Raw genomic sequence first — 25426 nt, 5'->3', positions numbered from 1 at the left:
ATCTCGGCACGACGTTCACCGGTGTGCCGGGACTCTACAGCCAGAGCACGGTTCAGTATGACGTCAGGATCGTCAAGCTTTACGCAACGTCCAAGACCGCTCGCCGATCGGCAATTTCCACGGCAACACCGCGCAGACGGGCGTAAGCGTACCGATCGGCGCCGGCATGCGTACTCGTTTCTGATGCAACTGCGCATTCGTATCCATCTTTCAATCAATGCTTGCATTCTCCGATTCGCACCGGTAGTCTAAATATTTAGACAAGAAGCGACAAAAATGGATCTTGCGATCGCCAACGCATGGCTCGCCCAGGACATAGTCGGTTTTTCGATATCCATCGCTTTGCGGAACGTTGCCGGGACCCGTCGTTGTCCGGCGGGCATGACGCGGCTGCACTGGTTCTGCCCGCGCACACAAGTCCAGACGTTCCGGGTGTAAACGCCCGCTATTACCTGAGAAAGAGGAGAACCATGCTTGACCACGCAACCAACGAATTGCTCACGCGCGTCGGACCCAATACACCGTGCGGCGGCTATTTGCCGATGAGTTGCGAGCCCGATCCGACCTTTCGGCAAAGCCGCGAATTCTCCGACATTTTCGACGACTCGCATCTCGAGTACGAAATCCCGCAATCTCACCCGCGATGAGCAGTTGAGCGAATCCGCTCCCGGTCATTTATCACGCGAGGCAAAACGTTTGAACACGAGAAACAGAATTGCGCCGACATTGCTGGCGGTGGGGCTGGCGGCGATCGTGCTGCTGGGTTGGCGAGGACTGTTGTCGGCGCAGGATACCCGGATCGTCGCCATTGTTTTTACGTGCATCGTGCTGTGGGCGACGTCGCTGGTCGGCGGTCTGCTGGTGTCGCTGCTGTTCTTTTTTCTGGCCGCGACGCTGACCTCGGTACCGACTCAGGAGATATTCTCCGGCTTCGCATCCAGCGCATTCTGGCTGGTGTTCAGCGGCTCCGCGATCGGCTTCGCGCTGAAGGAAAGCGGCTTGAGCGAACGCATCGGCATGGCGCTCGCGCGCCGCATCGGCGGCTCGTATCTGAAAGCTCTGCTCGCCTTCGCGGTGCTGAGCTTTCTGCTGTCGCTGGTGATGCCGTCCACGTTCGGCCGCGTCGCGATCCTGATTCCGATCGCCATGGGCTATTGCGACGTGGTGCGCCTCGGCGAATCCGCCAACGGACGGCGCGGTATTCTGCTGCTCGTGATCGTCGGCTCGTATGAACTGGCCTCGGCCGTGCTGCCGGCGAATCTGCCGAACGTGATCATGGCGGGGATTCTCGAACAGACGCACGGTATGCATCTGCGTTTCTCGGAGTACCTGCTGTACTTCTTTCCGGCCGGCGTGCTCGTGCGCGGCGCGATTCTCGTGTATGCATCGCACTGGCTGTTCGCGGACACGGTCGACGAAGTGGCGATACCAGCGGCAAAGGTACGCATGAGCACGCGCGAACTGCATGCCGTTGTGCTGCTCACGATCACGCTGCTGTTCTGGTTCACCGATTCGATCCACCACATTGCGCCGGGCTGGGTCGGACTCGGCTTCACGCTCGCATACTTCCTGACCTCGCCCGCGGAGCTGCTCACGCGCTTCACCGCGACGGTCAAGATGGATCTGTTGTGGTTTATCGCCGCGATCATCGGCTTGACCGCGCTCGTCAATCATCTCGGCGTGCGCATTCCGGACGGCCTCGCGCTGGCCTCGCTGCGCGATAGCCCCTTCGGCGCTTATCTGGTGTTGAGCGCGATGTCGATCGCGCTGTGCTTCGCGGTGACCTCGAACGCCGAACCCGCCCTGTTCGTGCCGGTCGTTTCGCGGGTGCTGGCGCAGAGCGTTCATCTGAAAGCGGGACTGTTATCGCAAGTGATGGGCTACGGCACCACTTTCCTGCCCTATCAGTCGCCGCCGATCGTCTTCGGCAATGAACTGGCGCGGCTCGACCGGCGCGCGGCCGTCAAGTATTGCCTCGTGACGGCGGCGCTCGGCCTGCTGCTGGTATTGCCGGTCAATGCCTTGTGGTGGCGGCTCATCGGGCTTCTGTAACCACGGTATCTGCAAACTCACTCGATACTCAATTCTCGGCGGCATGCCCGACCACCAGGATGCCTTTTAGAGCCCGGCGGATAAGGCGCGTAATGATTGTGTCATGTCATGCGTGTCGCGCTGCCAGGGTGAGCGTCTGGCGCTGGATATCTGGGCATGGCTCTCACAACAGGGGTGTTGACGCGCGGAATTGGACAGGCAGGCATTCGGCACGATCCGCACCTGCCTCGCCAGGCTGTGCAAACAGAACCGCTGAGGGTCGCCAGGCGGAAATCTGCTAGTGTTGGTCAATCGCGGCCCACTCTCGAGGGAATCGCTGTGACCAGACACCGCTCCGGTACGCGCAGCCACGCAAGCACGCATCTCACCGATGAACAGATCGCCGCGGAAGCGACGAAGCGCCTCGCCTGGGATGCTGCTGTGCCCCGAAACGCCGTGCAAGTCAAAGTCTCGCGCGGACGCATCACCCTGCTCGGCATTTTTCCCTGCGACCAGCAACGAATCGCTGCACTCGAAGACGTCGCCCGTCTGTTCGGTGTCGCCGGCGTTTCCGATCGCACCAGGATCAAAGCAAAATAGCATCGGGCCGCCAGCTATTCATTCGCTGGTGTTCAGCTAAAACCGCTCTACTCCTGTTTCTTCCCCTCCCGTTGCAGCGGACGGTAGCGCGATTTGCCGGCGTTGGGGTCATTGCGCGCGTCATCCTGTTCGCGTTGCCCGGCGCGCCAAAGACTGCCGGTCTTGCGCTAGACTTTAAGCGAGCATTAAGTGAATGCGACTAAGCTCGCCATGCTAAATGCGCGACGGCGGACCGCATCTGGCGCGTCCTGTCCCGTTCGCCCATCATCTGAACGGCCATCATGTCGACATCCAGCCGCCTCAAAGCGCCTCTGATTCTCGTTCTTTCGCTCGTGCTGTTGTGCGCCGGCGTCGCCGTTCTGGTGGGCGTGTTCGGTTTGCTGGTAACGGTGCTCGGCAAGCTGTAGTCCTGTGGTCCGCTACTCGGCGGGCACCGGCGCAGCAAAATGTGTATCCTGATCGATCTTCCCCGTGCCGCCCTGGTGGCCAGGATTATTGCAAGGAGATTGCATTGACGGACCACGCTGAACCTCCCACGCCCGCCAAGCCGGAGATCGATCCGGCCCTGGTCGAACTGGCGCATGAAGTTTTCGATCTCGCACGACGCGGCGACGCGACCATGCTCGCCGCGGTAATCGAAAAAGGCGTGCCGCCGAATTTACGCAACGATAAGGGTGACAGTCTCGTCATGCTGGCGAGCTATCACGGTCACGTAGATGCGGTACGCACGCTGCTCGAGCACGGGGCCGACCCGGATCTGCGCAACGACAATGGACAGACACCCATTGCGGGCGCTGCTTTCAAAGGTTTCAATGCTGTCATCGAAACCTTGCTTGCACACGGTGCCGATGTCGAAGGCGCGTCGCCCGATGGCCGCACCGCGTTGATGATCGCGGCGATGTTCAACCGCACGGAAATCGTCGACCTGTTGATCAGGCACGGTGCGAATCCGCAAGCGCGAGACGCGAGCGGCGTTACTCCGCTGGATGCCGCCAACAGAATGGGCGCGACGGATACGCCCGCGCAATTGAAGAAGGCGAGTTCGTAGCTGGCCGCGACTGTGTAGCGTGCTGGCCGCAGCTACACAGTCACTCGGCTTCATCAATGTCGTTGCGAACGCTGTGCACCTCCGCCGCGTACTTCGAGAGAGACGACACGCACACGCAACGCTGCCAAACCGCGGAAGGCACAAAGCCTATTAGGCCCCGCCCACAGTGCCCCCGCTAAGCAAACCATCCAGATCGATCTCGGCCAGCTCGCCAATCCTCTCAACCGTCACATCCGCCGGCGGATTACTTGCAATCTCCTTGGGATCGAAAGCGTAATGCCCCTGGCGAGGAAAAACCGTCGTCAGTCTTTCGCCCCAACTCTTCTTCATGGCCGTCAGGATCCGCAACTTGTCGTCCACCATCACATAGTGACGGGCCGGATAACACTCCATCACCTGATCGAGCATGAGCTCCTTATGGATGTAAATCAGAACCCGCCCTTCGACCTCGTCCCATAGGCCCGAGCGTGCAATCTTCCTTGGCTGGAACACCACGTCTCCGTCGGACAAAATCACCGCCGGCCCTCGCTGCGACACGTGCCGGATCGCATCCAGTGCGCCCGGATAAAGCCGGTTCGCAAACGGATACTCGATCAGAAACGACGACATCAGCAACAAGCCCGTGTCGCGCGGATGCTCCTGCCGGTACCGCTGCAACGCGCCCAGGTAATCGGCATAGCCCAGCTCGGCCCGCAGGTCTTCAAAGATTTGCCAGTACCGTGTGCTGTTCTGTTCGCCGAACTGCCGCATCATGTGCGCGCGTAAATCCACCAGCACATGATCGTTGTCCAGCAACGTGTTATCGCAATCGAACAGAAACACAACCTCGTGAGGCGTGGTGTTAGCGGCTTGCATGACGGCCTCCGTGAGTTAGTTCTTGCGTCCGTCGGCGGGCGTGGCCGCTTTCTCGACGTGACCGCCGAAGTCGTGCCGCATGGCCGACAACACCCGGTTCGCAAAATCCGCGTCGCCCCGCGAGCTGAAACGCGCGAACAGCGCCGCGCTCAGCACCGGCGTCGGTACGCCTTCGTCGATCGCGGCCGCCACCGTCCAGCGCCCTTCGCCCGAATCCGAGACGCGCCCGGCGTAGCTTTGCAGATCGGCGTCGCTGACGAGCGATCCGGCGATCAGGTCCAGCAGCCACGAACCGATCACGCTGCCGCGTCGCCATACCTCGGTGACTTCGGCGAGATTCAACTCGTACTGATACAGCTCGGGACGGCGCAGCGGCGACGTTTCGGCATCGGCTTCGCGTGCATGCTTGCCGGCGTCGGCGTGGTGCAGAATGTTCAGGCCCTCGGCATACGCGGCCATCATTCCGTATTCGATGCCGTTGTGGACCATCTTCACAAAATGCCCCGCGCCCTGCGGACCGCAATGCAGGAAGCCTTGATCGGCCGTGCTGGCGCCGGCCGTGCGGCCCGGCGTGGCGGGCACGGAACCCACGCCCGGCGCGAGCGTCGAGAAAATCGGTTCGAGCCGCTTCACGACCTCGGCCTCGCCACCGATCATCAGACAGTAGCCGCGCTCGCGTCCCGCGACGCCGCCGCTCGTGCCGACGTCCACATAGTGCAACTGACGTTTGGCCAGATCGGCGCCGCGCCGAATGTCGTCGTGGTAATAGGAGTTGCCGCCGTCGATCACGATGTCGCCGGGTTCCAGCAGGGGCACCAGGTTCTCAAGCGTTTTGTCGACCACCGCCGCGGGCACCATCAGCCACACCGCGCGCGGTTTTTGCAGTTGCGCGACCAGGTCCTCGAGCGAGGTTGCGCCTGCTACGCCTTCCTGTTTCAGCTTGTCCACCGCGGCCGGCTGCACGTCGTAAGCGATGCATTGCTGACCGCCTTTCGTCAGGCGCCGCACCATGTCCGCGCCCATGCGTCCCAATCCAATCATGCCTAGCTGCATATCTCGCTCCGGAAAGTGTCTCGTTGCGCTGCCCGATCTGAGTCGACGTATTGCGGCCACGCCGCGTACTTAGCTGGCGGCGAGTGGCTTTCATGACTGTAGTTGTTAGTTGCCGGCGTTGTGTTCACGCGATCCGGTGGATATACGGTAGCAGCCCCGGATCGCCCGTGCAGTGAATCGTGCATTCCCCGCCTGCATCGAATGACGCATCGAATGACGCATCAACCGACAATACGCTTCTTTGCAGAGGTTTTGAATTGCAGGCCCTAGCGCCGCCGCGCCTGAAACTTCCCGTATTGCGTGCGCGCGAAACGCTGCACGGCGCGCCACATCAGCGGATAGCGATAACCCGGCACGGCGAACAACACCAGCGCGCACAGCGCCAGCAAACCGCAGAACAGGAACGTGCCGCGAAAGCTGAATGCCTCCACCAGCAAACCCGATAGCACGCCGGAGAGAATCGAGCCGACCCGCGCCGCATTGAAGAACAGCGCAGTCGCGCGGCCGGGCGACTGCGGCATCAGATCCTGCACGTAAGTCATGCCGAGGCACGAGGTCACCGCGACCACGAACGCGTTGAGTATCTGCATCGGAATCAGTACGTGGACGCTCCCCGCCAGCGACATCGCGACGAAATACACGGCGTGAACCGCGGCGCAGGCCGCCAGCCAGTTAGGCTTGTGCAGCGTCGACGACTTCGCGCCGAGCGCGAGCATCATCGGAATCTCCATCAAGGCGCCGAGGCCGAGCATGACCGACACGTCCAGATGCGTGCCGTTCAGGCCGTGCACGATGTAGAGCGGCAACACGATCATGGTGGCGTTCGCGGCCAGACCGAGCAAGGTGAGCGCGGCCACGGCACGGCGGATGTCGTTCGGTGAGGCGACCTCCGGCAGGTCCTCGTGCGCCTCTTCGCCGGGCGCGGTCAGCGGCGGCACGGTGATCGAAGCCGATGGTTCCGAGGCCGTGTCTTCCACCGTGTGATCGCCCAGATGACCTTGCGGCTCCCGCATCCGCCAGACGATGGTTGCGCAGGCCGCGAAACTGGCCGCCGCGAACAGGAAGAGCCCATAGAAGCCGGCGCCCGCGAGCACCAGCGCGCCCACCGACGGACCGAACACCCACGCCGCCGAGAGGATCGTCCGCAACGTGGCGCTGGCGAACGCGCGCTCCGCGGGATCGGGCACCGGCAGCGCCGCGCGGCTGAACGAGAACACCATCGAAATGGCCGAGCCGCCCGCGCCGATAAACACAATCCCGACCGCCAGCAACAGGCGGTAGTCACGCACCACGCATAAACAGAGATAGCCGAGCGCGGCGGCTACGAGTGCCGCCAGCAACAAGGGCCGATGCCGGCCGCTCGCATCGCTCCAACGGCCGGCGAAGGTGCTGGCGAGCACCCCGCTGGCGGCGATCAGCGTCATGAATATGCCGAGCTTGAGGGGCGTCATGCCGGCGCGCTCGACGCCGAACAGCGACAGATACGGAGCGGTGAACGACATCGCCACGCCGAGCATGAGGGTGGCGGCGGCCAAAGGCTTGAAGCCAGGGATGCGCAGCAGGTCGAAAAAACGGGAGGTTTTCAACACGGGGTGGCGGTGGGTCAGGGAAAGCGAGCCCGCGGCGCGATGTGCGCCGCGGACATCGTGGCCGGAACAACTGGGGCATTATCGGCCTGGCTTGCAGGCGCGTAAACCCGCAATCCTGCATCCCAAATTTGTGTTGCGGGGTGTTGCAGACGAACTGACGGCATGGACGGCGTTACTTGCTGTCCGTTGCGCGCATTTTCTGCGCTTGCGCTTTGTAATCGTAGGTCGGATAAAACTCGGTGCGATAGCCGCCCCACGCCGTCGTCTCGATGGCCCGGTTGACTTCACGCAGACGGCTGGCCGGCACTCGCAGCGTGACCACCTGGCCGATACCCATCATCACGTACCACGACACGACCTCGATGCCCGGCGGCGGAAAGGTCTTGAAGAATCCTTGCGCGCGCAACTGGTCGTTGATTTTCGGCAGCGGCTTCGACTCGTCATGGCGCAGGAAGATGGTAAGCAGGAAGGTGTCGTCAGGCGCGGCAGCCGACGCTGCGGCAGGCATGGCCGCTTGTGCGCCTGCCGCGACCGGCGTGCCAGGCGTGGGCGCGGCATCGGCTGCGGGATCTGCGCTATGGGCAAGCGGCGCGATGCAGAGCGACGCGACGAGTGCCGCGCCGAGCAGGCCACGACGCAGCATGGCAGCAGGCGCGGCGGGCAAGGCGGACGTGCTTATGGCGATTGCAATTGGCATCGAATGCCTCCATGACGGCGGGGGAAGACCCGGCGACGTGCTTCAGCGGACTTGCTTAGAGGGATGTTCACGCGCGGCCTGAGGATCAGCAATATCCGCTCCCGCCAGACTGCCCTCGCCCGCCGGCTGCACGACGACATATCCTTGCTTTTCGAGCGTCCAGCGGTGCCACTGGTTGCCATAGACACCACAGGCAACACCGAACAGCACGGACAGCACCAGTCCGATCGTGCCGATCGTTTCACCCCATAAGCCCGAGAAAAACAGCAGCGTATTGACCGCCAGCATGATGAAGGTGGCAAACCACATCCTCTTCGACATGGCCCAGACGAAGCCCAACAGCAATGCGCCCCAGCTAAAACCGGTGGCGACCGCGACCGTTTCGTCCTTACCGGGGTACCGAAGGTAGATCCTTTCTGCCATGTTCTTTCCTGAATACGATGACGCCGCTAGAGCGAATCATGACGTTTAACATGTCACGCTTGCAAGAACATGCGTTTGTGTGAAATTTACGCGACGACCCAAGCATCGGCAGCATCAATGCGACATGTCAAATTTTAGTTGCTTTGCTAATCATCTTGCGGTTCAATAGCGCCTATGTTCGATCATTGCCTTTACTTCAATTCATCCGCACTGGCGCGGCTTGCCGAGCGCGAATGGGGTGTCGTGTATGCCGAATTCGGGCTGACGCCCCCGCAAGGTTTCGTGCTGCGTGTCGTGCTGGCTACGCCCGGTTGCCTGAGCAGCCAGGTGGCGGATCTGCTGGGCATTGCCCGCCCCACTGCGACGCGGCTAATCGATAACCTGAGCGACAAGGGGCTGGTGGAGCGCCGCCAGGGCGAAACCGACGGCCGCGAATGGCGGGTGCATGCCACACGGGCCGGCAAGGCGCTTGAGCGGCCTATCAACGAAGCCAGCGCGCAAATTGCGAAAAACCTGCGCGCCAGGATCGGGCCGGAGTTGTTCGAAGCAGCCGTTGCCTCGATGCATGGCGTGCGAAAAGCGCTTGGATAAGGCACTTTTTTTTAATCCAATAGTTGTCTTGCTAATTATATAAAGAGAGGATCGAATGGACCATCTGGCGAGTCGGCGCAGCGCGGCAACCCGCAGCGGCACGAGACGATTTTCAGGCGGCGCGCGGGTCTCGGCAAACTGGATTTTCGGCGCTGCGATCGGCTTGTCGCTTTGTATCCTGCTGGGCATCGCGATTGCTTGCGCACCGGCTGCCGTGCGCAGCAACAACGAGCGCTGCCTGCAAGCGCTGGCGGATGAGCAGCACGTGAGTGTCGAAGATTTTTTCCAGAACCCCGCCAAACAGGATGTTTTGGCGCTGGCAGTCGAGCAATGCGCGCGATGACCGGTTTGCCCCACGTTCCGGGCGCGGGCCTGGGGTAAGACCATGAGTCAGTGGGCACACCCGAACGCGGGAACGTCCCCTGCCCCCGTCACTGACGATCTCCACCATAGCTGCTACTCTTTTGCTTAGTCCGTGCGCGGCCGGGCCCTCGTAAGGGAAAACCGCTGCCTGCGCAGGTAAAAAAAGCACCGGAGCACCCATGGCAAGCGCAAAACCCTATTCCTCCCACGCCCCCTCCCGAGCCGAGATCGACGCCCTGGCGGGCGCCACGGTCATCGAATTCGGCACGGACTGGTGCGGCTTCTGCCAAGGCGCGCAAGCGTCGATTACCCAGGCCTTCGAACCTCATGCCGACGTCCGGCATCTGAAGATCGAAGACGGTCCGGGCCGCCCGCTTGGCCGCTCCTTCAAGGTCAAACTCTGGCCCACCCTGGTGTTCATGCGCGACGGCGCGGAAGTCGCGCGCATCGTCCGCCCGACTGGCCCTGCAGCCATAGCCGAGGCCTTCGCTTCGCTCTGACTGGCGCGGCGCGCGAACACCTGCACGATTTCATCCGCAAACCGGATTAAATGGAGCACACCTCATGGACACCCGTAGCGAGCTGCAAGCCACCGTCAAGGCGATGGTCCAACCCGGCAAAGGCCTTCTCGCCGCCGACGAAAGCGGTCCGACCATCGCCAAACGCTTCAAGACGATCGGCCTCGAATCCAGCGAGGAAAACCGCCGCGCCTATCGCAACCTGCTGCTTACCACGCCGGGCCTCGGCGAGTTCGTGAGCGGCGTGATCCTTTACGAAGAAACACTCGGGCAGAAAGCGGACGACGGCACGCCTTTTCCGCAACTCGCCGCCAGAAACGGCGTGGTGCCCGGCATCAAGGTGGACCTCGGCAAGATTCCGCTTGCGCTCGCCCCGGGTGACGAAATCACCGAAGGTCTCGACGGCCTCGCCAAACGGTTCGTCGACTATAAGCGGCAAGGCGCGCGTTTCGCCAAATGGCGCGCGGTGTACAACATCACGGCGAGTTTGCCGAGCCGCCTCGCCATCGAAGCCAATGCCGACTCGCTGGCGCGCTATGCGGCGATCTCGCAGGAAGCGGGCATTGTGCCGATCGTCGAACCGGAAGTGCTGATGGACGGTAACCACACCATTGCACGCTCTGCGGAAGTGACCGAGGCCGTGTTGCACGAAGTGTTTAACGCGCTGCACCGGCATCACGTCGTGCTCGAACATATTCTGCTGAAGCCGAGCATGGTGCTGGCGGGCGCTGAACATGCGCAGCAGTCGTCGACTTCGGATATCGCGGCCCACACCGTGCGGATACTCAAACGCACGGTGCCGTCGGCGGTGCCGGGGATCGTGTTCCTGTCCGGCGGACAAACGCCGGAGGAAGCAACGGCCAACCTCGATGCCATGAATCGCCTTGGGCCGCTGCCGTGGAATCTGAGCTTCTCGTATGGCCGCGCGTTGCAGGAGCCGCCGCTGCAAGCGTGGCAGGGGCAAGCGGGCAACGTTAAAAGCGCGCAGGAGGCGTTGCTCAAACGCGCTCGCCTGAATAGCGCGGCGGCGCTCGGCAAGTACGACGCAGCGCAGGAAAAGGGCTAGCCTGTAGCACAGATCGGTTCGAGCACGCCGCCACTTTTCGGTAAGCGTGATCCCTGTCGAACAGGCTTCGAACGAAGTTGTCGCGCGGGAAGATCACCCGCGACTGAACGAGTCGTAATGGCGCCAGTGGTGGCGACGGCGCGCGCAATCCTGTCGAGTAACGCCGGCAGCGAAACCGGCTTGCCGAGATCGCCTTACGGTTCGCAAACCACCAGTGCGTGCAGTTCGTCGATATTGAAGGGTTTGGCGAGAATGGCGACGCCGAGCCGACGTGCCCGTTCGAGTTCGTCGGCGTAGCCGGTCATCAGCGCGATCTTCTGCGCGGGCCACGCGCTGCGCACCTTCTCCGCGAGGTCGATGCCGCTGAGCCTGCCCGGCATCTGGATGTCCGACAGCACGAGTTCGAACTTTGCCCCGCCGCTCAGCACGTCGAGCGCCTGGTCCGCGGTCGGTTCGTGCCGCACTTTGCAGCCAAACGTTTCCAGCACGGCGGCTACGCCTGCCGCCACGTCTTCATTGTCTTCCACCAGCAGCACGACACCCCTTACAGCCAGCACCGGTTGTTGCGCAATTTCCGCGTCGGGCACCACGGCCCGCTGCCGCTCGCGGTAGCGCGGCAAATAAAGCCTGACCGTCGTGCCGCTGCCCGGCACGCTGTCGATTCTGGCGGTGCCGCCCGCCTGTTCGCACATGGCGAGGACCTGGGCGAGGCCGAGGCCGCTGCCCGAACCGCGCAGCTTGGTGGTGAACAGCGGCTCGAACGCGCGACGGGCAACGGCTTCGGACATGCCTTCGCCGTCGTCGGAACAGGCTATCAGCACGTATTCGCCGTCGGGCAGCAAGGTGTCGCTGCCCACCAGACGGTTGTTCTGGCAACGGATCACGAAGCGGCCGCCGCGCGGCATCGCATCGCGCGCGTTGACCGCCAGATTCATGATCGCGAATTCAAGGTCGATCGGATCGGCCAGCACCTGCCAGACGTTGTCGACCATGTTCAAAGCCATTTCGACGGTGTCGCCGAGCGCCGCGTCGATCAGCGGCGCGGCGCCCGGCAGCCAGGTGGCGAGGTCGACCGGTTCCTGCTTGAGCGGCTGCTTTTTCGCCACGCTCAGAAGCTGCCGTGTCAGCGATTCCGCCGTGGCGGTGGCGCGCTCGACGGCCTGCACTTCCTTTTCAAGGTTGTTATAGCGCTTCAGGCGCGCCAGTTCAGTGTTGGCCGACACCACCATCAGCAGGTTGTTGAAGTCGTGGGCAACGTTGGCGACGAGATTGCCGAGCGCGCCCATGCGCTGCAATTGCCGGCTCGACGCTTCCGCGGAAAGACGCATGGCCACTTCACCCTGCCAGCGTTCCCAGGCGCGGCGTTCGTCGGCGAGCTGGCGCAATGAGAAGAACACCAGCAGCCAGATCGCCACGCAAGGCACGGCCGTGATCGCCGCGATCATCATGAAGTGCTGGCGCCACGCCGCGCCGATCGCGGCTGTTTCGTACGCGCTCATCACATAGAGCGGATAGTCGCCGACACGGCGAAACGCCAGCAACCGCTCGACGCCGTCGACCGTGGAAGTCAAACGGATGTGGCCAAATAGCTGCTTGTCGCGCAAGGCCGCGGTGAACGCGCTCTCCTGGGTGGGTTTGGCGCCCGCTGACCAGGCCGGGTAACGCACCAGCAAATTGCCGTCCTGACGGTACAGTCCCAACGACACCGACGTATCGCCATTCGTCAGATCATGATAGAAACGCGAAAAGTACTCGGTGCGCAGCGCCACGGACACCACGCCGAGGAATTGTCCGTTCTCGCCCGAGCGGCCGGTGGCGGTGTTGAATACATTGGTCTGCGACAGCGGCCCGAACATGGGCAGCGAAAAATACGGCTGCGGCCGCATCGCTTTGGCGGCGTTGAAGTCTTCACGCTGGCCGGTCGACATGGCCGGTGCCGGATAAGCGCGGCTCGACACCAGCAGATCGCCGTTCACGCCAAGCACGTAAATCGACGCGACCTGCGGAAAGTCGCCGCCGATTAGCCGCAAACGGTCATGTAATCCGCTTTCCTGCGCGCGAATCTGTGCGTCGCCGTCGTTGCCGAGCAGGTCGACGATGCGCGAGGATACCTGCTGATTGAGGTCCAGCACCTTGACGGCCTGTTCCTCGATCACGCGCGCGAGCCGGTCGATCATGTCGTTCGAATCGGCAACCCGGCGCTGGTAATCGAAATATCCATAACCCGCGAGGCAGGCCAGCGGAAACACAATCGAAACAGCGAGCACGATCAGAAGCACGCGCCGCGTCGCCGCGAAATTGCGCGATGGCATGGGGAAATCGACGGCGACACGCTCCGCACGTTGCACGGTCACGATCTCCATGAAAGATAAAACCAGGTCGGGGTGGCGGTGCACGACATGCCCCGCATTGTTCGAGTGCTATTTCCTTTTCCGGAATTTACCGCACTTCCGCCGTTCGCCATAGGGTGTGCCGCTGCATATAGCCGGATACACGGGTTGCCGATATCCCGTCACGTTCCCGCAGGGCGTTCGCTTTCATCCGTGGTGAGCTGTTCTTCCAGACGATCGAACACGCGTTGTGTCGCGCGGCTCGGCGCATCGAGTGCGAACAGCAGCAACGAACGGCCGGTGACCTGATACGCGTCGCCGGCACAGAATTGCGGCAACTCGGCGCGCACCGGCATGTTCGTATCCAGCAGACAGGTCCACTGATCGCCCTCAGGAATGTCCGGCAGCGTGAAATTGACCACGTCGTGATGTGCATTCAGCACCAGCAGCAAAGTCGCATCGGATGCGGGGCGCCGGATGCCGCTCGCCTGGGCGCGTCCGTCGATCACAAGGCCGAAGCAGCGCATCGACGGATCGTCCCACTGCTCCTGCGAGAGATCGGTACCGTCTGGCGAAAGCCAGCGGGCGTCGGTTACGTCGAGTGCCTCGTTGTATTCGCCGCTGAGAAAGCGTCCACGGCGCAGTACCGGCAGACGATGGCGCAGCGTGGTCAGATTCTTGACGAACTCGATCAGCGCGCGCCCGTCGTCGTCGATGCCTTCCCAATCGACCCAGCTGATCTCGTTGTCCTGGCAATACGCGTTGTTATTGCCCTTCTGCGTGCGGCCGAATTCGTCGCCCGCGAGCATCATCGGCGTGCCTTGCGAAAGCAGCAAGGTAGCCAGCAGATTGCGCTTCTGGCGTTCGCGTTGCTGGCGGATTTCCGGATCGTCGGTCGGACCTTCGACACCCATGTTCCATGATTTGTTGTCCGAATGACCGTCGTTGTTGTCTTCGCCGTTGGCCTCGTTGTGCTTGTCGTTGTACGAGACCAGATCGTTGAGCGTGAAGCCGTCGTGCGCGGCGATGAAGTTGACGCTCGCCCATGGACGCCGCCCGCGATGATTGAACTTGTCGCCCGACCCGGTAACGCGCGTCCCGAGATCGGCCACCTTGCCTTCGTCGCCCTTCCAGTATTCGCGCACGGTATCGCGGAAGCGGTCGTTCCACTCCGCCCAGCCGGGCGGAAAACCGCCCACCTGATAACCGCCGGGGCCACAGTCCCACGGCTCCGCAACCAGCCGCACGCTCGAGAGCACCGGGTCCTGCCGGCAACTGTCGAGAAACCCGCCACCTTCGTCGAACCCGTGCGTTTCACGGCCGAGAATCGTGGCGAGGTCGAAACGGAAGCCGTCTACTTTCATCTCCGTCACCCAGTAGCGCAGGCTGTCCGTGACCATCTGCAAGACGCGCGGATGAGACAGATTGAGCGTGTTGCCGGTGCCGGTATCGTTGATGTAATAGCGAGGCTCGTCCGGCATCAGCCGGTAGTACGACGCGTTGTCGATGCCTTTGAAGGAAATCGTCGGACCGCGTTCGTTGCCTTCGGCCGTGTGGTTGTAGACCACGTCGAGAATGACTTCGAGATTGGCATTATGAAAACGGTCCACCATTTCCTTGAATTCGCCGACCGGATCGGTCGACGATGCGAAGAAGCGCGGATCGGCCGCGAAGAAACCGATCGTGTTGTAGCCCCAGTAGTTGGTGAGACCTTTGTCGAGCAGATGGCTGTCGTTGACGAAAGTCTGAATCGGCATCAACTCGACCGAGGTGACACCGAGGCTCCTGATGTAATCGAGCACAACCTGCTGGCCGAGTCCGGCGAAGGTGCCACGCAAATGCGCCGGCACGCCGGGATGACGTTTGGTAAAACCGCGCACATGGGTTTCGTAGAAGATCACGCGATCCCAGGGCAGCGCATTGCGTTCCGGATGACTCCACGAAAAATTCGCGTCGACCACCTTGCACTTCGGCACGAAAGGCGCGCTGTCGCGCTCGTCGAACGACAGGTCGCCCTCTTCCGAATCGAGCGTATAGCCGAAGATTTCGGGCACCCATTTGAGCTCGCCGATATGGGCTTTGGCGTAGGGATCGAGCAGGAGCTTGTTCGGATTGAAACGATGCCCTTTTTCCGGCTCATAGGGACCGTGGACCCGAAAACCGTACACCGCGCCCGGTTTGAGATTCGGCACGAACACGTGCCAGACCTCGTCGGTGTATTCCGGCAGTTCGATGCGATCGATTTCCGTCTCGCCGGTTTCATCGAACAGGCAGAGTTCGACTTTGGTGGCGTGTACTGAGAACAGCGCGAAGTTGACGCCGCTTCCGTTCCACGTCGCGCCTAGCGGGAAAGGTGTGCCTTCCGCGATGCGCGTCGAGTAACTGGCCTGGGATGACATAGGAATTCCTGTGGAAGCTGAGGGCATTGGCACACGTGTTTGAAAGGATCAAGCAGGGTCAAACTTGTTTGAGCAGCAAATTCTGGACCCGTGTGTTGCGCGTGGCACAAAGCATCCCGCATTCCAGCCGTTACATCGTTTTTACAGGCGGTCCGACGGCATGCAGCGCGGCGGCCGACTCGAGCAAGCGTAACAGGCGCTCCGGCGTCAAGGGTTTCGCACAATGCGCATCGAACCCCGCGGCCCTGGCGCGCGCACGGTCTTCGCGCGAAGCAAAGGCGGTACAGGCCACCAGCAGCATGTCCGCAGTCAACGGGTTGGCCCGCAGGCGGCGAGCCAGTTCAAGACCATCCAGGCCGGGCATCTTGATGTCGAGCACAATGGCGAACGGCTGCCACTCGCAGGCCACGCCGCAAACGGCGAATGGATCTTCCAGCGCGCGGCACTCGAAACCGTCGGCGTTCAGCAGCATCTGCAAGGCTTCGGCCGCTTCCAGGTAATCGTCGACCACGAGCACGCGACGATGCGACGCCATCGCATACCGGACAGGCCGCCAGATGACGACGTCGTCGTTCTCGTCCATTCTGTCGTTGAACGTCACCCTATTCTCCCTCATTACCTCATCACCATAGCTCAGCGGACGATCTGCCGCTTCCTGATTTATGCTGTCTTGACTCCTCGCGACAGTTCGTCGCAAAGAATGGGATATTGCGTTGAAGGAAGCATGAAACGCACTTCCGTCGCGCATGCCGCGCTTGCTGCGTGCATTGCGCATAACTTCATGTCGACCTCGACATCATCACCCGCTATATATGGGCGAATATAGTCGCGGCAAGTTGGGGAAAACACGCAAACGTCCCGTGGATGCCAACGCGCGTTTTTTCAACAATACGGCATCGCGTGAAGGCATGCTGCTTGCGGGTTATCCCGAGTCCCGCGGGTTGCGATCAGTGGGTACATGAGACCGTTGCATCCCTCTGACGGAACTCCTTCGGGTCAAGACCACCGATGCGAACGCGGTATGCAAACGCTACAAATGGCCACTCCATTGCATCGCACGGCCCAGGCCCGACGGCGAGACTGCGGTAACATTCCCCAAAGATGCCGGACCTTGCGTATTCATCGCCTATCCCGGCCGGCCACAGGACCCGACGATGAGCATCAGCACGCGCAACAACGTAAGCATGTCCGGTAGCGGCACGCTGCACCTCATTGAGAACGGCGGGCATGGTCCGCGTTTGAATTCGTCCGCTGCGAGCGTCACGGCCACATACGCTTTTCTCGAGCCGGTGAGTCAATAAAACGATGCAAAGCACGCACCGTCCGTTGCCGTCCTCCGATGCCTTGTTCGAACATGCCGCCTGCGGCCTGCTCGTGACGGCCCCCGACGGCCAGATCCTGCGCGTGAACGCCACCTTCTGCGGCTGGCTCGGCTACAGCGCGCCAGAGCTCGCGGAGACGAAGCACATTCAGGATCTGCTGACCGCCGGCGGTAAAACGTTCTATGACACGCATTGGGTACCGCTGCTGCAGATGCAGGATTCGGTCGCCGAGATCAAGCTGAACATGGTGCATCGGGACGGCCGCATGGTGCCGATGCTGCTCAACGCCGTGCGCCGCCATCACGGCGAAAGCAGTTACCTCGAAGTCGCGGTGCTGATCGTCGCGGATCGTCACAAGTACGAGCAGGAGTTGCTGCTGGCGCGCCGCAACGCGGAGGCGTCGGTCGCCGCGCACCAGCTCGCACAGAAAGAATTGCAGGAAAGCCGCGACGTGTTGAGCCTCGCCATGCGCGGGGCACGCATGGGTGCGTGGTCGCACGAACCCAGGTCGGGCAAATTCTGGTGGAGCCGCGAACTGGAAGCGCTGGCGGGTTACGCCGAGGGACGTTTCGCGAAAATGCCCGGTGGTTTTTTCGACCTGATTCATCCGGGCGATCTGATTGCGCTCAACGAGGCAGTCGATCAGGCCGTGGCAAGCAGTGACGACTACGTCGCCGAATTCCGCTTCCTGCATGCAAGCGGCGACTGGTGCTGGATGGAAGGCCGCGGCCGCGCCACCTACGACGCCCACGGCGAGCCGTTGACGATCTACGGCCTCGGCATCGACATCACCGAACGCAAGGACGCGCAGACTGTGCTGCTGCGCCAGGCGGCAATTTTCGAGCACCTGAGCGACGCCATCGTCATCACCGACTTGCGCGGCAACATCACCGATTTCAACGCCGGCGGCGAGCGCATGCTGGGTTACCGTTTGCGCGAAATTCTCGGCAAGCCGATCGCCATGTTCCATCCACCGGAAGACGCGTTGCGCGTGCGTCGCGAAGTGCTGGCCGCCCTCGCCGCCGACGGCACATGGCGCAGCGAACTGACTTTCGTGCGGCGCGACGGCACACGCGGGGTCTGTGAAACGGTGGTCAAACCGCTGGCGAACGCACGCGGCGACACCTATGGCGCGGTCTGCGTGAGCCGCGACATCACCGGGCGCAGACGCGCCGAACAGCAATTGCAGCGGCTGAATCTGGAACTCTCGAAAGCCGATCGCCGCAAGGACGAATTTCTCGCCACGCTCGCGCATGAGTTGCGCAATCCGCTCGCGCCCATGCGCAACGTGCTCGAAATTCTGCGTTTGAAGGAATTCGCCGACGCGCAACTGAGCTGGTCTCGCGACGTATTCGACCGGCAATTGCAACACATGACGCATCTGGTCGACGACCTGCTGGAAGTGTCGCGCATCACGCAGGGCAAGCTCGAATTGCGCAAGCAGCGGCTCGAACTCGCACGCGCGATGCAGTCCGCCATGGAAGCGGCGCAACCCACCGTGCAGGCCTCGGCGCATCATCTGAGCGTGACGTTGCCGCGCGAGCCGCTCTACCTCGACGCCGATCCCACGCGGCTGTCGCAGATGATCCTGAACCTGCTGAACAACGCCGCCAAATACACACCGCCCGGCGGCAATATTTCTCTCGCCGCGGAGCGCGAAGGCGATGAGGCGGTGATCGTCGTGCACGATTCGGGGATCGGCATTCCGCGCGAGCATCTGGACAGCGTGTTCGAAATGTTCTCGCAACTCGCGCCGGCATTGGAGCGCTCGCAAGGCGGCCTCGGCATCGGTCTTGCACTGGTGCGCGGGCTCGCCGAACTTCACGGCGGCACGGTCGCCGCGTTCAGCAACGGGCCGGGCAGCGGCAGCGAATTCGTGATCCGCCTGCCGCTATCGAAAACACCCGCGGTGCCGTCGAATAGTGCGCCTTCTGAGGTGCTGAACACGGCGGGCTTGCGTGTCGTAATCGTCGACGACAATGCGGATGCCGCCGATAGCCTCGCGATGGTGCTCGAACTCGAAGGCCACGAAGTGCGCACGGCCGGCGACGGCATCGCCGGGCTGGAACTGATCGGCGAATTCGCGCCGCAGGCGGTGATTCTCGACATCGGTTTGCCGCGCCTGAATGGCTACGAAGTGGCGCGCCGCATTCGCCACGACCATCACGACGCCGACATTCTGCTGATTGCCGTCACCGGCTGGGGTCAACAGCAGGACAAGCAGACCGCTGAAGCCGCCGGCTTCGATCATCACTTCACCAAACCGGTCGACCCGCGCGAACTGCAACGCGTGTTGAGTCGCCAACGGGATTAAATGCTCAGGGCTACCATGCTCACCGATAAGACTACGGCCTTCACCGCCGTCCTGCACGACACGTTTTCGCCACGGACGGAGACTGCACTTCATGCTCGATGAAGCCACGGTAATCAATGCACTCGCCGCGCGCGACATCGTTCCCGATGCAACTCAACGCGACGCAATTGCGGCGCGCATGAATTGCTGAACGCTAAAAAGCACGAAGCCCAATAAAAAAGCCGGCGAACTTCACGTTGCCGGCTTCTTCACACCTGATGGCGTCCTGACCGCGAATACGCCTTACTTCTGGCTGCGCTTCGCGTTCACCCGCGCAATCTGCTGCTTCGCCGCGTCATACACGTGCTCGGGTGTGAAGCCGAACTTCTTCTTCAGATCCGCGAGCGGTGCGGACGCGCCGAACGTATGCATCACCACCTGCGCGCCGAGCCGTCCGACATAGCGATCCCAACCGAGCGTCGCCGCCTGTTCGACCGCGACGCGCGCATCCACATCGGGTGGCAACACCGAATCCTGATACGCCTCGTCCTGGCGCTCGAAGAGATCCCACGACGGCATTGACACCACGCGCGCCGCGATGCCTTCGCTCTTGAGCTTTTCGTAGACGTCGACACACAGCGACAATTCGCTGCCCGTTGTGAGCAGGATCACTTCGGGCGTTTTCCCATCGGGGGCATCGGCGAGCACATACGCGCCCTTCTGCACACCCTTGGCCGATGCATAGCGCGTGCGATCCAGGGTCGGCAACGCCTGGCGCGACACGATGATGCACGACGGCCGCCGCGGATCCGACATCGCCACCCGCCAGACCTCGGCAACTTCGTTCGCATCGCCCGGGCGCAGCACGGTCAGCCCTGGCACGCCCCGCAGCGAGGCCAGTTGCTCGATCGGCTGATGGGTCGGACCATCTTCGCCGACGCCAATGGAATCGTGCGTGAACACATAGATGGCCGGGACTTCCATGATCGCCGAGAGCCGGATCGGCGGCTTCATGTAGTCGCTGAAAATCAGGAAGGTTGAACCGAACGGCCGCAAATTCGACAACGCGAGGCCGTTGACCGCTGCGCCCATGCCGTGCTCGCGAATCCCGAAGTGCAGGTTGCAGCCGCCATAGTTGTCGTGTTCGAAGCTGCCCGCGCCTTCGAATTTCAGATTGGTCTTGGTGGAGGGCGAAAGATCGGCCGCACCGCCGATCATCCAGGGCACGCGCGCGGCAATGGCGTTGAGCACCTTACCCGACGATTCGCGCGAGGCGATGCCTTTCGGGTCGGCATCGAACGTGGGGATGCCGCTGTCCCAACCCTCGGGCAATTCATGCGCTTCGATCTGGGCGAATTCACGCGACAGTTCCGGGTATTTCCTGTGGTACGCGTCGTACCTGCTCTGCCATTCCTCGCGCGCCGCCTTGCCGCGCGCGCCGATACCCTGCGCGAAGCGTTCATGCACGCCGTCCGGCACATAGAAGAATTTGTCTTCGGGCCAGCCATAGGCTTTCTTGGCAAGCGCCACTTCTTCGACGCCGAGCGGTTCGCCATGCGCGGCGGACGTATCCTGCTTATGCGGCGCGCCCCAACCGATAATGCTGTGAACCACGATCAGCGTCGGCCGGTCCGTGATGCTTTTCGCTTCGACAAACGCGGCTTCCAGCGCCGCGGCGTCATTCGCGTCGTTCACATGCAGCGTGTGCCAGTTGTAACCGCGAAAGCGCGTCTCGACGTCGTCGCTATACGCGAGGTCGGTGTGGCCTTCGATCGTCACGCGGTTGCTGTCGTAGATCCAGATCAGGTTCGACAACTGCAGATGGCCGGCGAGCGACGCCGCTTCGTGCGAGATGCCCTCCATCATGTCGCCATCGCCGCACAGCGCATAGACGCGGTAATCGAACAGCGGCGCATCGGGTTGGTTGAAGCGGCTTTCGTACCAGCGTGCGGCCATCGCCATGCCGACGCTATTGCCCAGCCCCTGGCCGAGCGGCCCGGTGGTGGTTTCCACACCGGTGGTCATGCGGTATTCGGGGTGGCCCGGCGTCCTGCTGCCGAGCTGGCGGAAATGTTCGATATCGTCGAGCGAAACGGCGGGCGAACCGGTCGGCTTGCCGTCGTCATCCACGGCTTTGACGTTCGCCAGATGCAGCAGCGAGTACAGCAGCATCGAGGCATGCCCCACCGAGAGCACGAAGCGGTCGCGATTCGGCCACAGCGGCTCGTCCGGATCATAGCGAAGGTGGTTCTGCCACAGATGATAGGCGACCGGCGCCAGAGCCATCGGCGTGCCGGGGTGACCGGAATTGGCCTTTTGCACAGCGTCCATCGATAGCGTGCGAATCGTGTTGATGCACAACTGATCGAGGGCGGGATCGTTTTGCATGAGGACACTCCTTGTTCGGCGGTTGGAGACATCGCCAGGAAGCACGGTATCGGCGTGGCCGGCGATCGGTGTTCGTAGGGAGGCGCGTGCAACGACGCATGAGGAACCGCAGCCAGACTCGACGATGATGCACCGATGCGCGGAAATCTGCACGGCGCGTTACATCCGCGCGCCGTGTTGACCTGATGATTGGAGCGTGTTCTTTCAGGCGGCTTGCAATTTTGCGTGAGCACACTGCGAAGCCGCCCTCCCTGCGCTTGCGAAAATCCGCTTAACGCAGCTTCGCCACGTCCTTATCGCTCACCCGCGTTGCGGCCGGATTCCCGAACTGCGTGGTCACATAGTTGGTGAGCGCGGCAATCTGCGCATCGTTCAACTGCGCGGCGAATGCCGGCATGCCGACATCGTTGCCTGCGGTCTTGCGGTACAGCCCATGCAAGATCACCTGCACGAGGTTGCCCGGATTGGACGCACCCACTGTCGAGTTATGCAGCAGCGGTGGATAGTACCCGTCAGGCGTGCCCTTGCCTTGCGCCTGGTGGCAGGTCGCACAGTTGCCGAGGTACAGGCGCGCCGGATCGAGCGTAGCGTCGCTCAAGGCAACACCCCGCAAACGCGTGACGTCGGTCGACGGCTTGCCCCATGCGTTGCGTGGCTGCGAACTGCCGTCGTTCACCGCCGGCACCGTGCGCACGTAGGTGGCGATCGCATCGATATCCGCATCGGTCATCTTCGAGAAGCTGTGCTCGACGGCTTCGCCCATCGGACCGGCCGCTTGCGCGACGCCCGGCACGCTGCCGGTTTGCAGATACTGCACGAGCTGCGCGTGGCTCCAGCCGCCAATGCCGCTATTGGCCGACGACGTGATGTTGTAGCCCTCCCAGCCCGCCAGCACCGAGCCGCCGAGGAAGCCGCCGCCGGTTTCGTCGAGCGCCTTCTCCTGCATCGCAAAGCCGCGCGGTGTATGGCAGGTGCTGCAATGCGCGAGACCTTGCACGAGGTACGCGCCGCGATTCCATGCGACGCTCTGGCCCGGCTTGGCCTCATACGCGCCGTTCTTCAGGAACACCCAGTTCCATACGGTCAGCGGCCAGCGCATGTTGAGCGGCCACGGAATGTCGCTCTCGCGCGTGGCCTGATTCACGGGCGCCACGCCGTAGCGGAAGTAGGCATACAGCGCCTTCACGTCGTCGTCGCTCACCTTCGCGTAGGACACGTACGGCATGGCCGGATACAGATTGTGGCCGTCCTTGGAGACACCCTTGCGCACCGCGCGATCGAAGTCTTCGAGCGTCCAGTTGCCGATACCCGTTTGCGGGTCCGGTGTGATGTTGCTCGAATAGATCGTTCCGAGCATCGGCACTTTCAGCGGCAGGCCGCCGGCAAACGGCTTGCCCTTGGCGGTGCTATGGCAGGCCATGCAATCGCCCGCCGTTGCGAGGTATTCGCCGCGTTTGATCAACGCGGTGTCGGTGCCGCTCACCGAACCGGCGGCATCGTCGGCCTGCGCCAGTGCGGGGACCGCCAACGCACCGGCCAGCAGCCAGAAAAAGGTCTTTTTCAGCACGTTCACACTTCCTTCTTCAACTGGTCGGCCATGCGAAGTGCAAGCGCGGCAATGGTCAGCGTCACGTTGACGGTGCCCACTGTCGGCATCGTCGCGCTACTCGAGATAAACAGGTTCGGGTGATCGAAGGTCCGGCAATACTTGTCGACCACCGAATCGCGCGGATCGCTGCCCATGATGGTCGCGCCCGTGATGTGGTTGTTCGGCGCAAACTCGTCCTGATACTCGATCTCCGTGCCGCCCAGCACTTTCGCTGCGTTCGTGTAGATCTCTTTCGTATGGACCGCACTGCGTTTCACGTAATCGTCGATCGCATAGGTGATCTCCGGGCGCGGAATGCCGATCGCGTCGACTTCCGTCTTGCTCGGCACGATACGGTTTTGCGGCTGCGGCAGGATCTCGTGGAAGCAGTCGAATTCGACAAAGCGCGCTGAACGGTCGCGAATCTGCGCGTCCAGGTCGGCTGGTTTGATCAGCTTGCCCTGCTTGAAAATTTTCGCCGTTTCCTGATCGATGCGCGAGAGGTTCGACAAGTGAATCTTCTTGCCCGCTTCATTTGCACGGAACGCGCCGTCGCGAAAGCCGATCAGCGAGGTCATTTCCTGCGGACCGCGGCCCGGCCAGAGTTTTTCGTCCGCGTAGAACGTGATGCCCGTGCCCGGGTGGTCCATCAGGTTCCGCCCCACCATGTCGGAGCTATTGCCCACGCCATTCGGGAAATCGTGGCTGGTGGACATCAGCATGATCTTCGGCGTTTCGATCCCGTTCGCGGCGAGCACGAAATACTTGCCTTCCACGCGATGCTCATTGCCCTGCGGATCTTTATATAAAGCCGCGGCGATGCGCTTGTTCGCACCGACTTCGAGCTTGTAGACGACCGCGTTGTCGATCAGCTTCGCGCCGGCCTGCTCGGCTTTTTCAACGTGAACGATGCCGTTGTACATCGCGCCAATCGGGCAGATCGGCATGCAGTTGTTGTTGCCGCAGCAGGTCGGGCGGCCGTCGTACGGACGGCTGTTCCGCGCGACCGGTTCGGTCACGACGTGATAGCGCGCGTCGAACGCGTTGAGCTTGCCCTTGATGGTCTGCTCGTTATACGACAGCGGCAGCGGCGCCATCGGGTACGGCTGGCTGCGCGGCGAACCGAGTTCTTCGTCTGTCGGGCCCCATACACCGAGTTCTTCTTCGGCGCGCTGGTAATACGGCTCCAGCTCTTCATACGCCATCGGCCAGTCGCGGCCCACGCCATAGGTGGTCTTCATGCGGAAGTCGTTCGGCAGGAAGCGCCATGCGGACGCGGCCCAGTGCCACGTCGTCCCGCCCACCGCGCGGATGTACTGCGAGTTGAATTTGTGCTCGCCCTTCAGGATCAGATAGTTGTTCGGCGGCCCGTATTCCGGATGCGGCGCCCATGCGCTCGACGGATACGGCGCCGAGTTATCGGACTTGTCGAACTGATTGCGAAAACGTTCGACGATCTCCCAGCGCGGCATGCGCGGCCCCGCTTCGAGCAGGATCACGGACTTGCCCGCGAGGGCCATTTGATGCGCGACGATCGCGCCCGCGACGCCCGACCCGACGACGACGATATCGGCTTGTAGTGTTTCGGCCATTGCTTAAGCTTGCCTTTCGACGGGTTTGGCGGCCCAGAAACCGGGTTTGTTGGGGCAGTACGAACGGATGATCAGCGTGTCGGACACGACGCCGTACATCAGCGCCTGTTCATACGTGATCACCTGGTTGTCCACCGTGCCGAGATACCAGGCTTCCATGATCTTCAGCGCGAGCGCCTGTTGCGCGGCATCGGCGGAACCGCCTGCGAGCGCGCCGGCCAGCTTCGGCAACTGCTGCGCGAGGTCGGGCGTGGACTTCTGCAGCGCGGCCAGAAGGCGCGTGCCGACATCGCGATCGAGACCGGACTTCGCGGTCAACGATTGCGACAGCGTCATGAAGGCGTCGATCGGCGCGGCGGCCGCGTCGTCGGCCAATGCCTTGAGCGCGAGCGAGCCGGTCAGACCGGCGGCCGTCAACGCGAGCGCGCCTTGCAGCCAGCGGCGGCGCGTCATGGTGGACGGCTCATCGATCGCGGCGTATGTGCCGGACGAAGTCCCCTTGAGGGACTCGTCGTGAGAGTCTTGTGGAGTCAATTGTTGTTTTTCCCTTGTGAGGCGTTTTATACGTATCGAGGGTATCGCGGGTACTGCGCGTACTGCGGGTACTGCGGGTACTGCGGAGCCAGGGACGACGCCAGCCGTGTTGCGCGTTGCGATGCTTCCGTGCTGCCTGCCGTCTT

General features: G+C 62.3%; 23 protein-coding genes. 11 read left to right on the top strand and 12 right to left on the bottom strand.

All coding sequences use genetic code 11. The features are described 5' to 3' along the window. The first annotated feature begins 470 nt into the window (after positions 1-470). From ACOSV0_RS29645 to ACOSV0_RS29625, 5 genes are all read left to right on the top strand, one after another. Positions 471-647 carry a hypothetical protein gene (locus tag ACOSV0_RS29645; protein WP_434110682.1) on the top strand — a complete coding sequence of 59 codons (177 nt, stop codon included), beginning with the start codon at positions 471-473 and terminating at the stop codon, positions 645-647. Between the two features lie 49 nt (positions 648-696). Beyond that, the gene (locus ACOSV0_RS29640) at positions 697-2052 is read left to right on the top strand and encodes an SLC13 family permease (RefSeq protein WP_434110681.1); all 1356 of its coding nucleotides are present in this window, start codon (positions 697-699) and stop codon (positions 2050-2052) included. Between the two features lie 318 nt (positions 2053-2370). After that, positions 2371-2631, top strand: coding sequence for a BON domain-containing protein (locus ACOSV0_RS29635; protein ID WP_434110679.1), 261 nt, complete (start codon positions 2371-2373; stop codon positions 2629-2631). Between the two features lie 281 nt (positions 2632-2912). Next, positions 2913-3038, top strand: coding sequence for a hypothetical protein (locus ACOSV0_RS29630; RefSeq protein WP_434110677.1), 126 nt, complete (start codon positions 2913-2915; stop codon positions 3036-3038). A gap of 104 nt (positions 3039-3142) precedes the next feature. After that, the gene (locus ACOSV0_RS29625) at positions 3143-3679 is read left to right on the top strand and encodes an ankyrin repeat domain-containing protein (protein WP_434110675.1); all 537 of its coding nucleotides are present in this window, start codon (positions 3143-3145) and stop codon (positions 3677-3679) included. 150 nt (positions 3680-3829) lie between these two features. On the opposite strand, the gene ACOSV0_RS29620 is transcribed toward ACOSV0_RS29625, so the two are convergent. From ACOSV0_RS29620 to ACOSV0_RS29600, 5 genes are all read right to left on the bottom strand, one after another. Beyond that, a complete protein-coding gene (locus ACOSV0_RS29620; protein WP_434110673.1) occupies positions 3830-4534 on the bottom strand; it encodes an HAD family hydrolase in 705 nt (234 codons plus the stop codon). A 15-nt stretch (positions 4535-4549) separates the two neighbouring features. Next, entirely contained in the window at positions 4550-5587 is a 1038-nt protein-coding gene (gene gnd / locus ACOSV0_RS29615) for a phosphogluconate dehydrogenase (NAD(+)-dependent, decarboxylating) (RefSeq protein WP_434110670.1), read from the bottom strand. A gap of 266 nt (positions 5588-5853) precedes the next feature. After that, positions 5854-7176, bottom strand: coding sequence for a sugar efflux transporter (locus ACOSV0_RS29610; RefSeq protein ID WP_434110668.1), 1323 nt, complete (start codon positions 7174-7176; stop codon positions 5854-5856). A 172-nt stretch (positions 7177-7348) separates the two neighbouring features. After that, positions 7349-7819, bottom strand: a complete 471-nt coding sequence (locus ACOSV0_RS29605) for a hypothetical protein (RefSeq protein ID WP_434115883.1) — start codon at positions 7817-7819, stop codon at positions 7349-7351. 96 nt (positions 7820-7915) lie between these two features. After that, on the bottom strand, positions 7916-8296 hold the full coding sequence (locus ACOSV0_RS29600) for a DUF2628 domain-containing protein (protein WP_434110667.1): 381 nt from the start codon (positions 8294-8296) through the stop codon (positions 7916-7918). A 174-nt stretch (positions 8297-8470) separates the two neighbouring features. Here ACOSV0_RS29600 and ACOSV0_RS29595 point away from each other — a divergent pair, with 174 nt between their 5' ends. The 4 genes from ACOSV0_RS29595 to ACOSV0_RS29580 all read left to right on the top strand — a co-directional run bounded on the left by ACOSV0_RS29595 (position 8471) and on the right by ACOSV0_RS29580 (position 10834). Then, on the top strand, positions 8471-8887 hold the full coding sequence (locus tag ACOSV0_RS29595) for a MarR family winged helix-turn-helix transcriptional regulator (RefSeq protein ID WP_434110666.1): 417 nt from the start codon (positions 8471-8473) through the stop codon (positions 8885-8887). A gap of 55 nt (positions 8888-8942) precedes the next feature. Further along, the gene (locus ACOSV0_RS29590; RefSeq protein ID WP_434110664.1) at positions 8943-9230 is read left to right on the top strand and encodes a hypothetical protein; all 288 of its coding nucleotides are present in this window, start codon (positions 8943-8945) and stop codon (positions 9228-9230) included. A gap of 199 nt (positions 9231-9429) precedes the next feature. After that, on the top strand, positions 9430-9750 hold the full coding sequence (locus ACOSV0_RS29585) for a thioredoxin family protein (RefSeq protein ID WP_434110662.1): 321 nt from the start codon (positions 9430-9432) through the stop codon (positions 9748-9750). Between the two features lie 64 nt (positions 9751-9814). Then, positions 9815-10834, top strand: a complete 1020-nt coding sequence (locus tag ACOSV0_RS29580) for a class I fructose-bisphosphate aldolase (RefSeq protein ID WP_434110661.1) — start codon at positions 9815-9817, stop codon at positions 10832-10834. Positions 10835-11028: 194 nt separating this feature from the next. Here ACOSV0_RS29580 and ACOSV0_RS29575 read toward each other — a convergent pair whose 3' ends face one another. The 3 genes from ACOSV0_RS29575 to ACOSV0_RS29565 all read right to left on the bottom strand — a co-directional run bounded on the left by ACOSV0_RS29575 (position 11029) and on the right by ACOSV0_RS29565 (position 16179). Then, a complete protein-coding gene (locus ACOSV0_RS29575) occupies positions 11029-13197 on the bottom strand; it encodes an ATP-binding protein (RefSeq protein ID WP_434110659.1) in 2169 nt (722 codons plus the stop codon). 149 nt (positions 13198-13346) lie between these two features. After that, on the bottom strand, positions 13347-15563 hold the full coding sequence (glgX, locus tag ACOSV0_RS29570) for a glycogen debranching protein GlgX (protein WP_434110657.1): 2217 nt from the start codon (positions 15561-15563) through the stop codon (positions 13347-13349). A gap of 130 nt (positions 15564-15693) precedes the next feature. Beyond that, on the bottom strand, positions 15694-16179 hold the full coding sequence (locus tag ACOSV0_RS29565) for a response regulator (protein WP_434115882.1): 486 nt from the start codon (positions 16177-16179) through the stop codon (positions 15694-15696). A 538-nt stretch (positions 16180-16717) separates the two neighbouring features. Here ACOSV0_RS29565 and ACOSV0_RS29560 point away from each other — a divergent pair. Both ACOSV0_RS29560 and ACOSV0_RS29555 read left to right on the top strand, forming a co-directional pair. Continuing rightward, positions 16718-16864: a hypothetical protein gene (locus tag ACOSV0_RS29560; protein ID WP_434110655.1), complete on the top strand. Its 147-nt coding sequence runs from the start codon at positions 16718-16720 to the stop codon at positions 16862-16864. Between the two features lie 4 nt (positions 16865-16868). Beyond that, positions 16869-19199 (top strand): PAS domain S-box protein, encoded by a 2331-nt coding sequence (locus ACOSV0_RS29555; protein WP_434110653.1) that lies wholly within the window; start codon positions 16869-16871, stop codon positions 19197-19199. A 282-nt stretch (positions 19200-19481) separates the two neighbouring features. Here the strand turns inward: ACOSV0_RS29555 and tkt are convergent, their stop codons facing one another. The 4 genes from tkt to ACOSV0_RS29535 form a co-directional block, all read right to left on the bottom strand. Beyond that, positions 19482-21566, bottom strand: coding sequence for a transketolase (tkt, locus tag ACOSV0_RS29550; RefSeq protein ID WP_434110651.1), 2085 nt, complete (start codon positions 21564-21566; stop codon positions 19482-19484). 271 nt (positions 21567-21837) lie between these two features. Beyond that, the gene (locus ACOSV0_RS29545) at positions 21838-23133 is read right to left on the bottom strand and encodes a c-type cytochrome (RefSeq protein ID WP_434110649.1); all 1296 of its coding nucleotides are present in this window, start codon (positions 23131-23133) and stop codon (positions 21838-21840) included. Positions 23134-23135: 2 nt separating this feature from the next. Then, positions 23136-24746 (bottom strand): GMC family oxidoreductase, encoded by a 1611-nt coding sequence (locus ACOSV0_RS29540; protein WP_434110648.1) that lies wholly within the window; start codon positions 24744-24746, stop codon positions 23136-23138. 3 nt (positions 24747-24749) lie between these two features. Continuing rightward, positions 24750-25199, bottom strand: coding sequence for a sugar dehydrogenase complex small subunit (locus ACOSV0_RS29535; protein WP_434115881.1), 450 nt, complete (start codon positions 25197-25199; stop codon positions 24750-24752). Between the last annotated feature and the right edge of the window lie 227 nt (positions 25200-25426).

It is taken from the genome of Paraburkholderia caffeinilytica, from assembly GCF_051027425.1.
GTDB lineage: Bacteria > Pseudomonadota > Gammaproteobacteria > Burkholderiales > Burkholderiaceae > Paraburkholderia > Paraburkholderia caffeinilytica_A.
The sequence above is the reverse complement of the archived record's forward strand: the minus strand, read 5'-3'. Positions and strand labels throughout refer to the sequence as shown.

Coding starts and splice junctions, on each gene's coding strand:
- ACOSV0_RS29645 (WP_434110682.1), top strand. CDS start 471: ATGCTTGACCACGCAACCAACGAATTGCTCACGCGCGTCGGACCCAAT.
- ACOSV0_RS29630 (WP_434110677.1), top strand. CDS start 2,913: ATGTCGACATCCAGCCGCCTCAAAGCGCCTCTGATTCTCGTTCTTTCG.
- ACOSV0_RS29620 (WP_434110673.1), bottom strand. CDS start 4,534: ATGCAAGCCGCTAACACCACGCCTCACGAGGTTGTGTTTCTGTTCGAT.
- gnd (WP_434110670.1), bottom strand. CDS start 5,587: ATGCAGCTAGGCATGATTGGATTGGGACGCATGGGCGCGGACATGGTG.
- ACOSV0_RS29605 (WP_434115883.1), bottom strand. CDS start 7,819: ATGCTGCGTCGTGGCCTGCTCGGCGCGGCACTCGTCGCGTCGCTCTGC.
- ACOSV0_RS29600 (WP_434110667.1), bottom strand. CDS start 8,296: ATGGCAGAAAGGATCTACCTTCGGTACCCCGGTAAGGACGAAACGGTC.
- ACOSV0_RS29595 (WP_434110666.1), top strand. CDS start 8,471: ATGTTCGATCATTGCCTTTACTTCAATTCATCCGCACTGGCGCGGCTT.
- ACOSV0_RS29590 (WP_434110664.1), top strand. CDS start 8,943: ATGGACCATCTGGCGAGTCGGCGCAGCGCGGCAACCCGCAGCGGCACG.
- ACOSV0_RS29585 (WP_434110662.1), top strand. CDS start 9,430: ATGGCAAGCGCAAAACCCTATTCCTCCCACGCCCCCTCCCGAGCCGAG.
- ACOSV0_RS29580 (WP_434110661.1), top strand. CDS start 9,815: ATGGACACCCGTAGCGAGCTGCAAGCCACCGTCAAGGCGATGGTCCAA.
- ACOSV0_RS29575 (WP_434110659.1), bottom strand. CDS start 13,197: ATGGAGATCGTGACCGTGCAACGTGCGGAGCGTGTCGCCGTCGATTTC.
- glgX (WP_434110657.1), bottom strand. CDS start 15,563: ATGTCATCCCAGGCCAGTTACTCGACGCGCATCGCGGAAGGCACACCT.
- ACOSV0_RS29565 (WP_434115882.1), bottom strand. CDS start 16,179: ATGAGGGAGAATAGGGTGACGTTCAACGACAGAATGGACGAGAACGAC.
- ACOSV0_RS29560 (WP_434110655.1), top strand. CDS start 16,718: ATGAGCATCAGCACGCGCAACAACGTAAGCATGTCCGGTAGCGGCACG.
- ACOSV0_RS29555 (WP_434110653.1), top strand. CDS start 16,869: ATGCAAAGCACGCACCGTCCGTTGCCGTCCTCCGATGCCTTGTTCGAA.
- tkt (WP_434110651.1), bottom strand. CDS start 21,566: ATGCAAAACGATCCCGCCCTCGATCAGTTGTGCATCAACACGATTCGC.
- ACOSV0_RS29540 (WP_434110648.1), bottom strand. CDS start 24,746: ATGGCCGAAACACTACAAGCCGATATCGTCGTCGTCGGGTCGGGCGTC.
- ACOSV0_RS29535 (WP_434115881.1), bottom strand. CDS start 25,199: ATGACGCGCCGCCGCTGGCTGCAAGGCGCGCTCGCGTTGACGGCCGCC.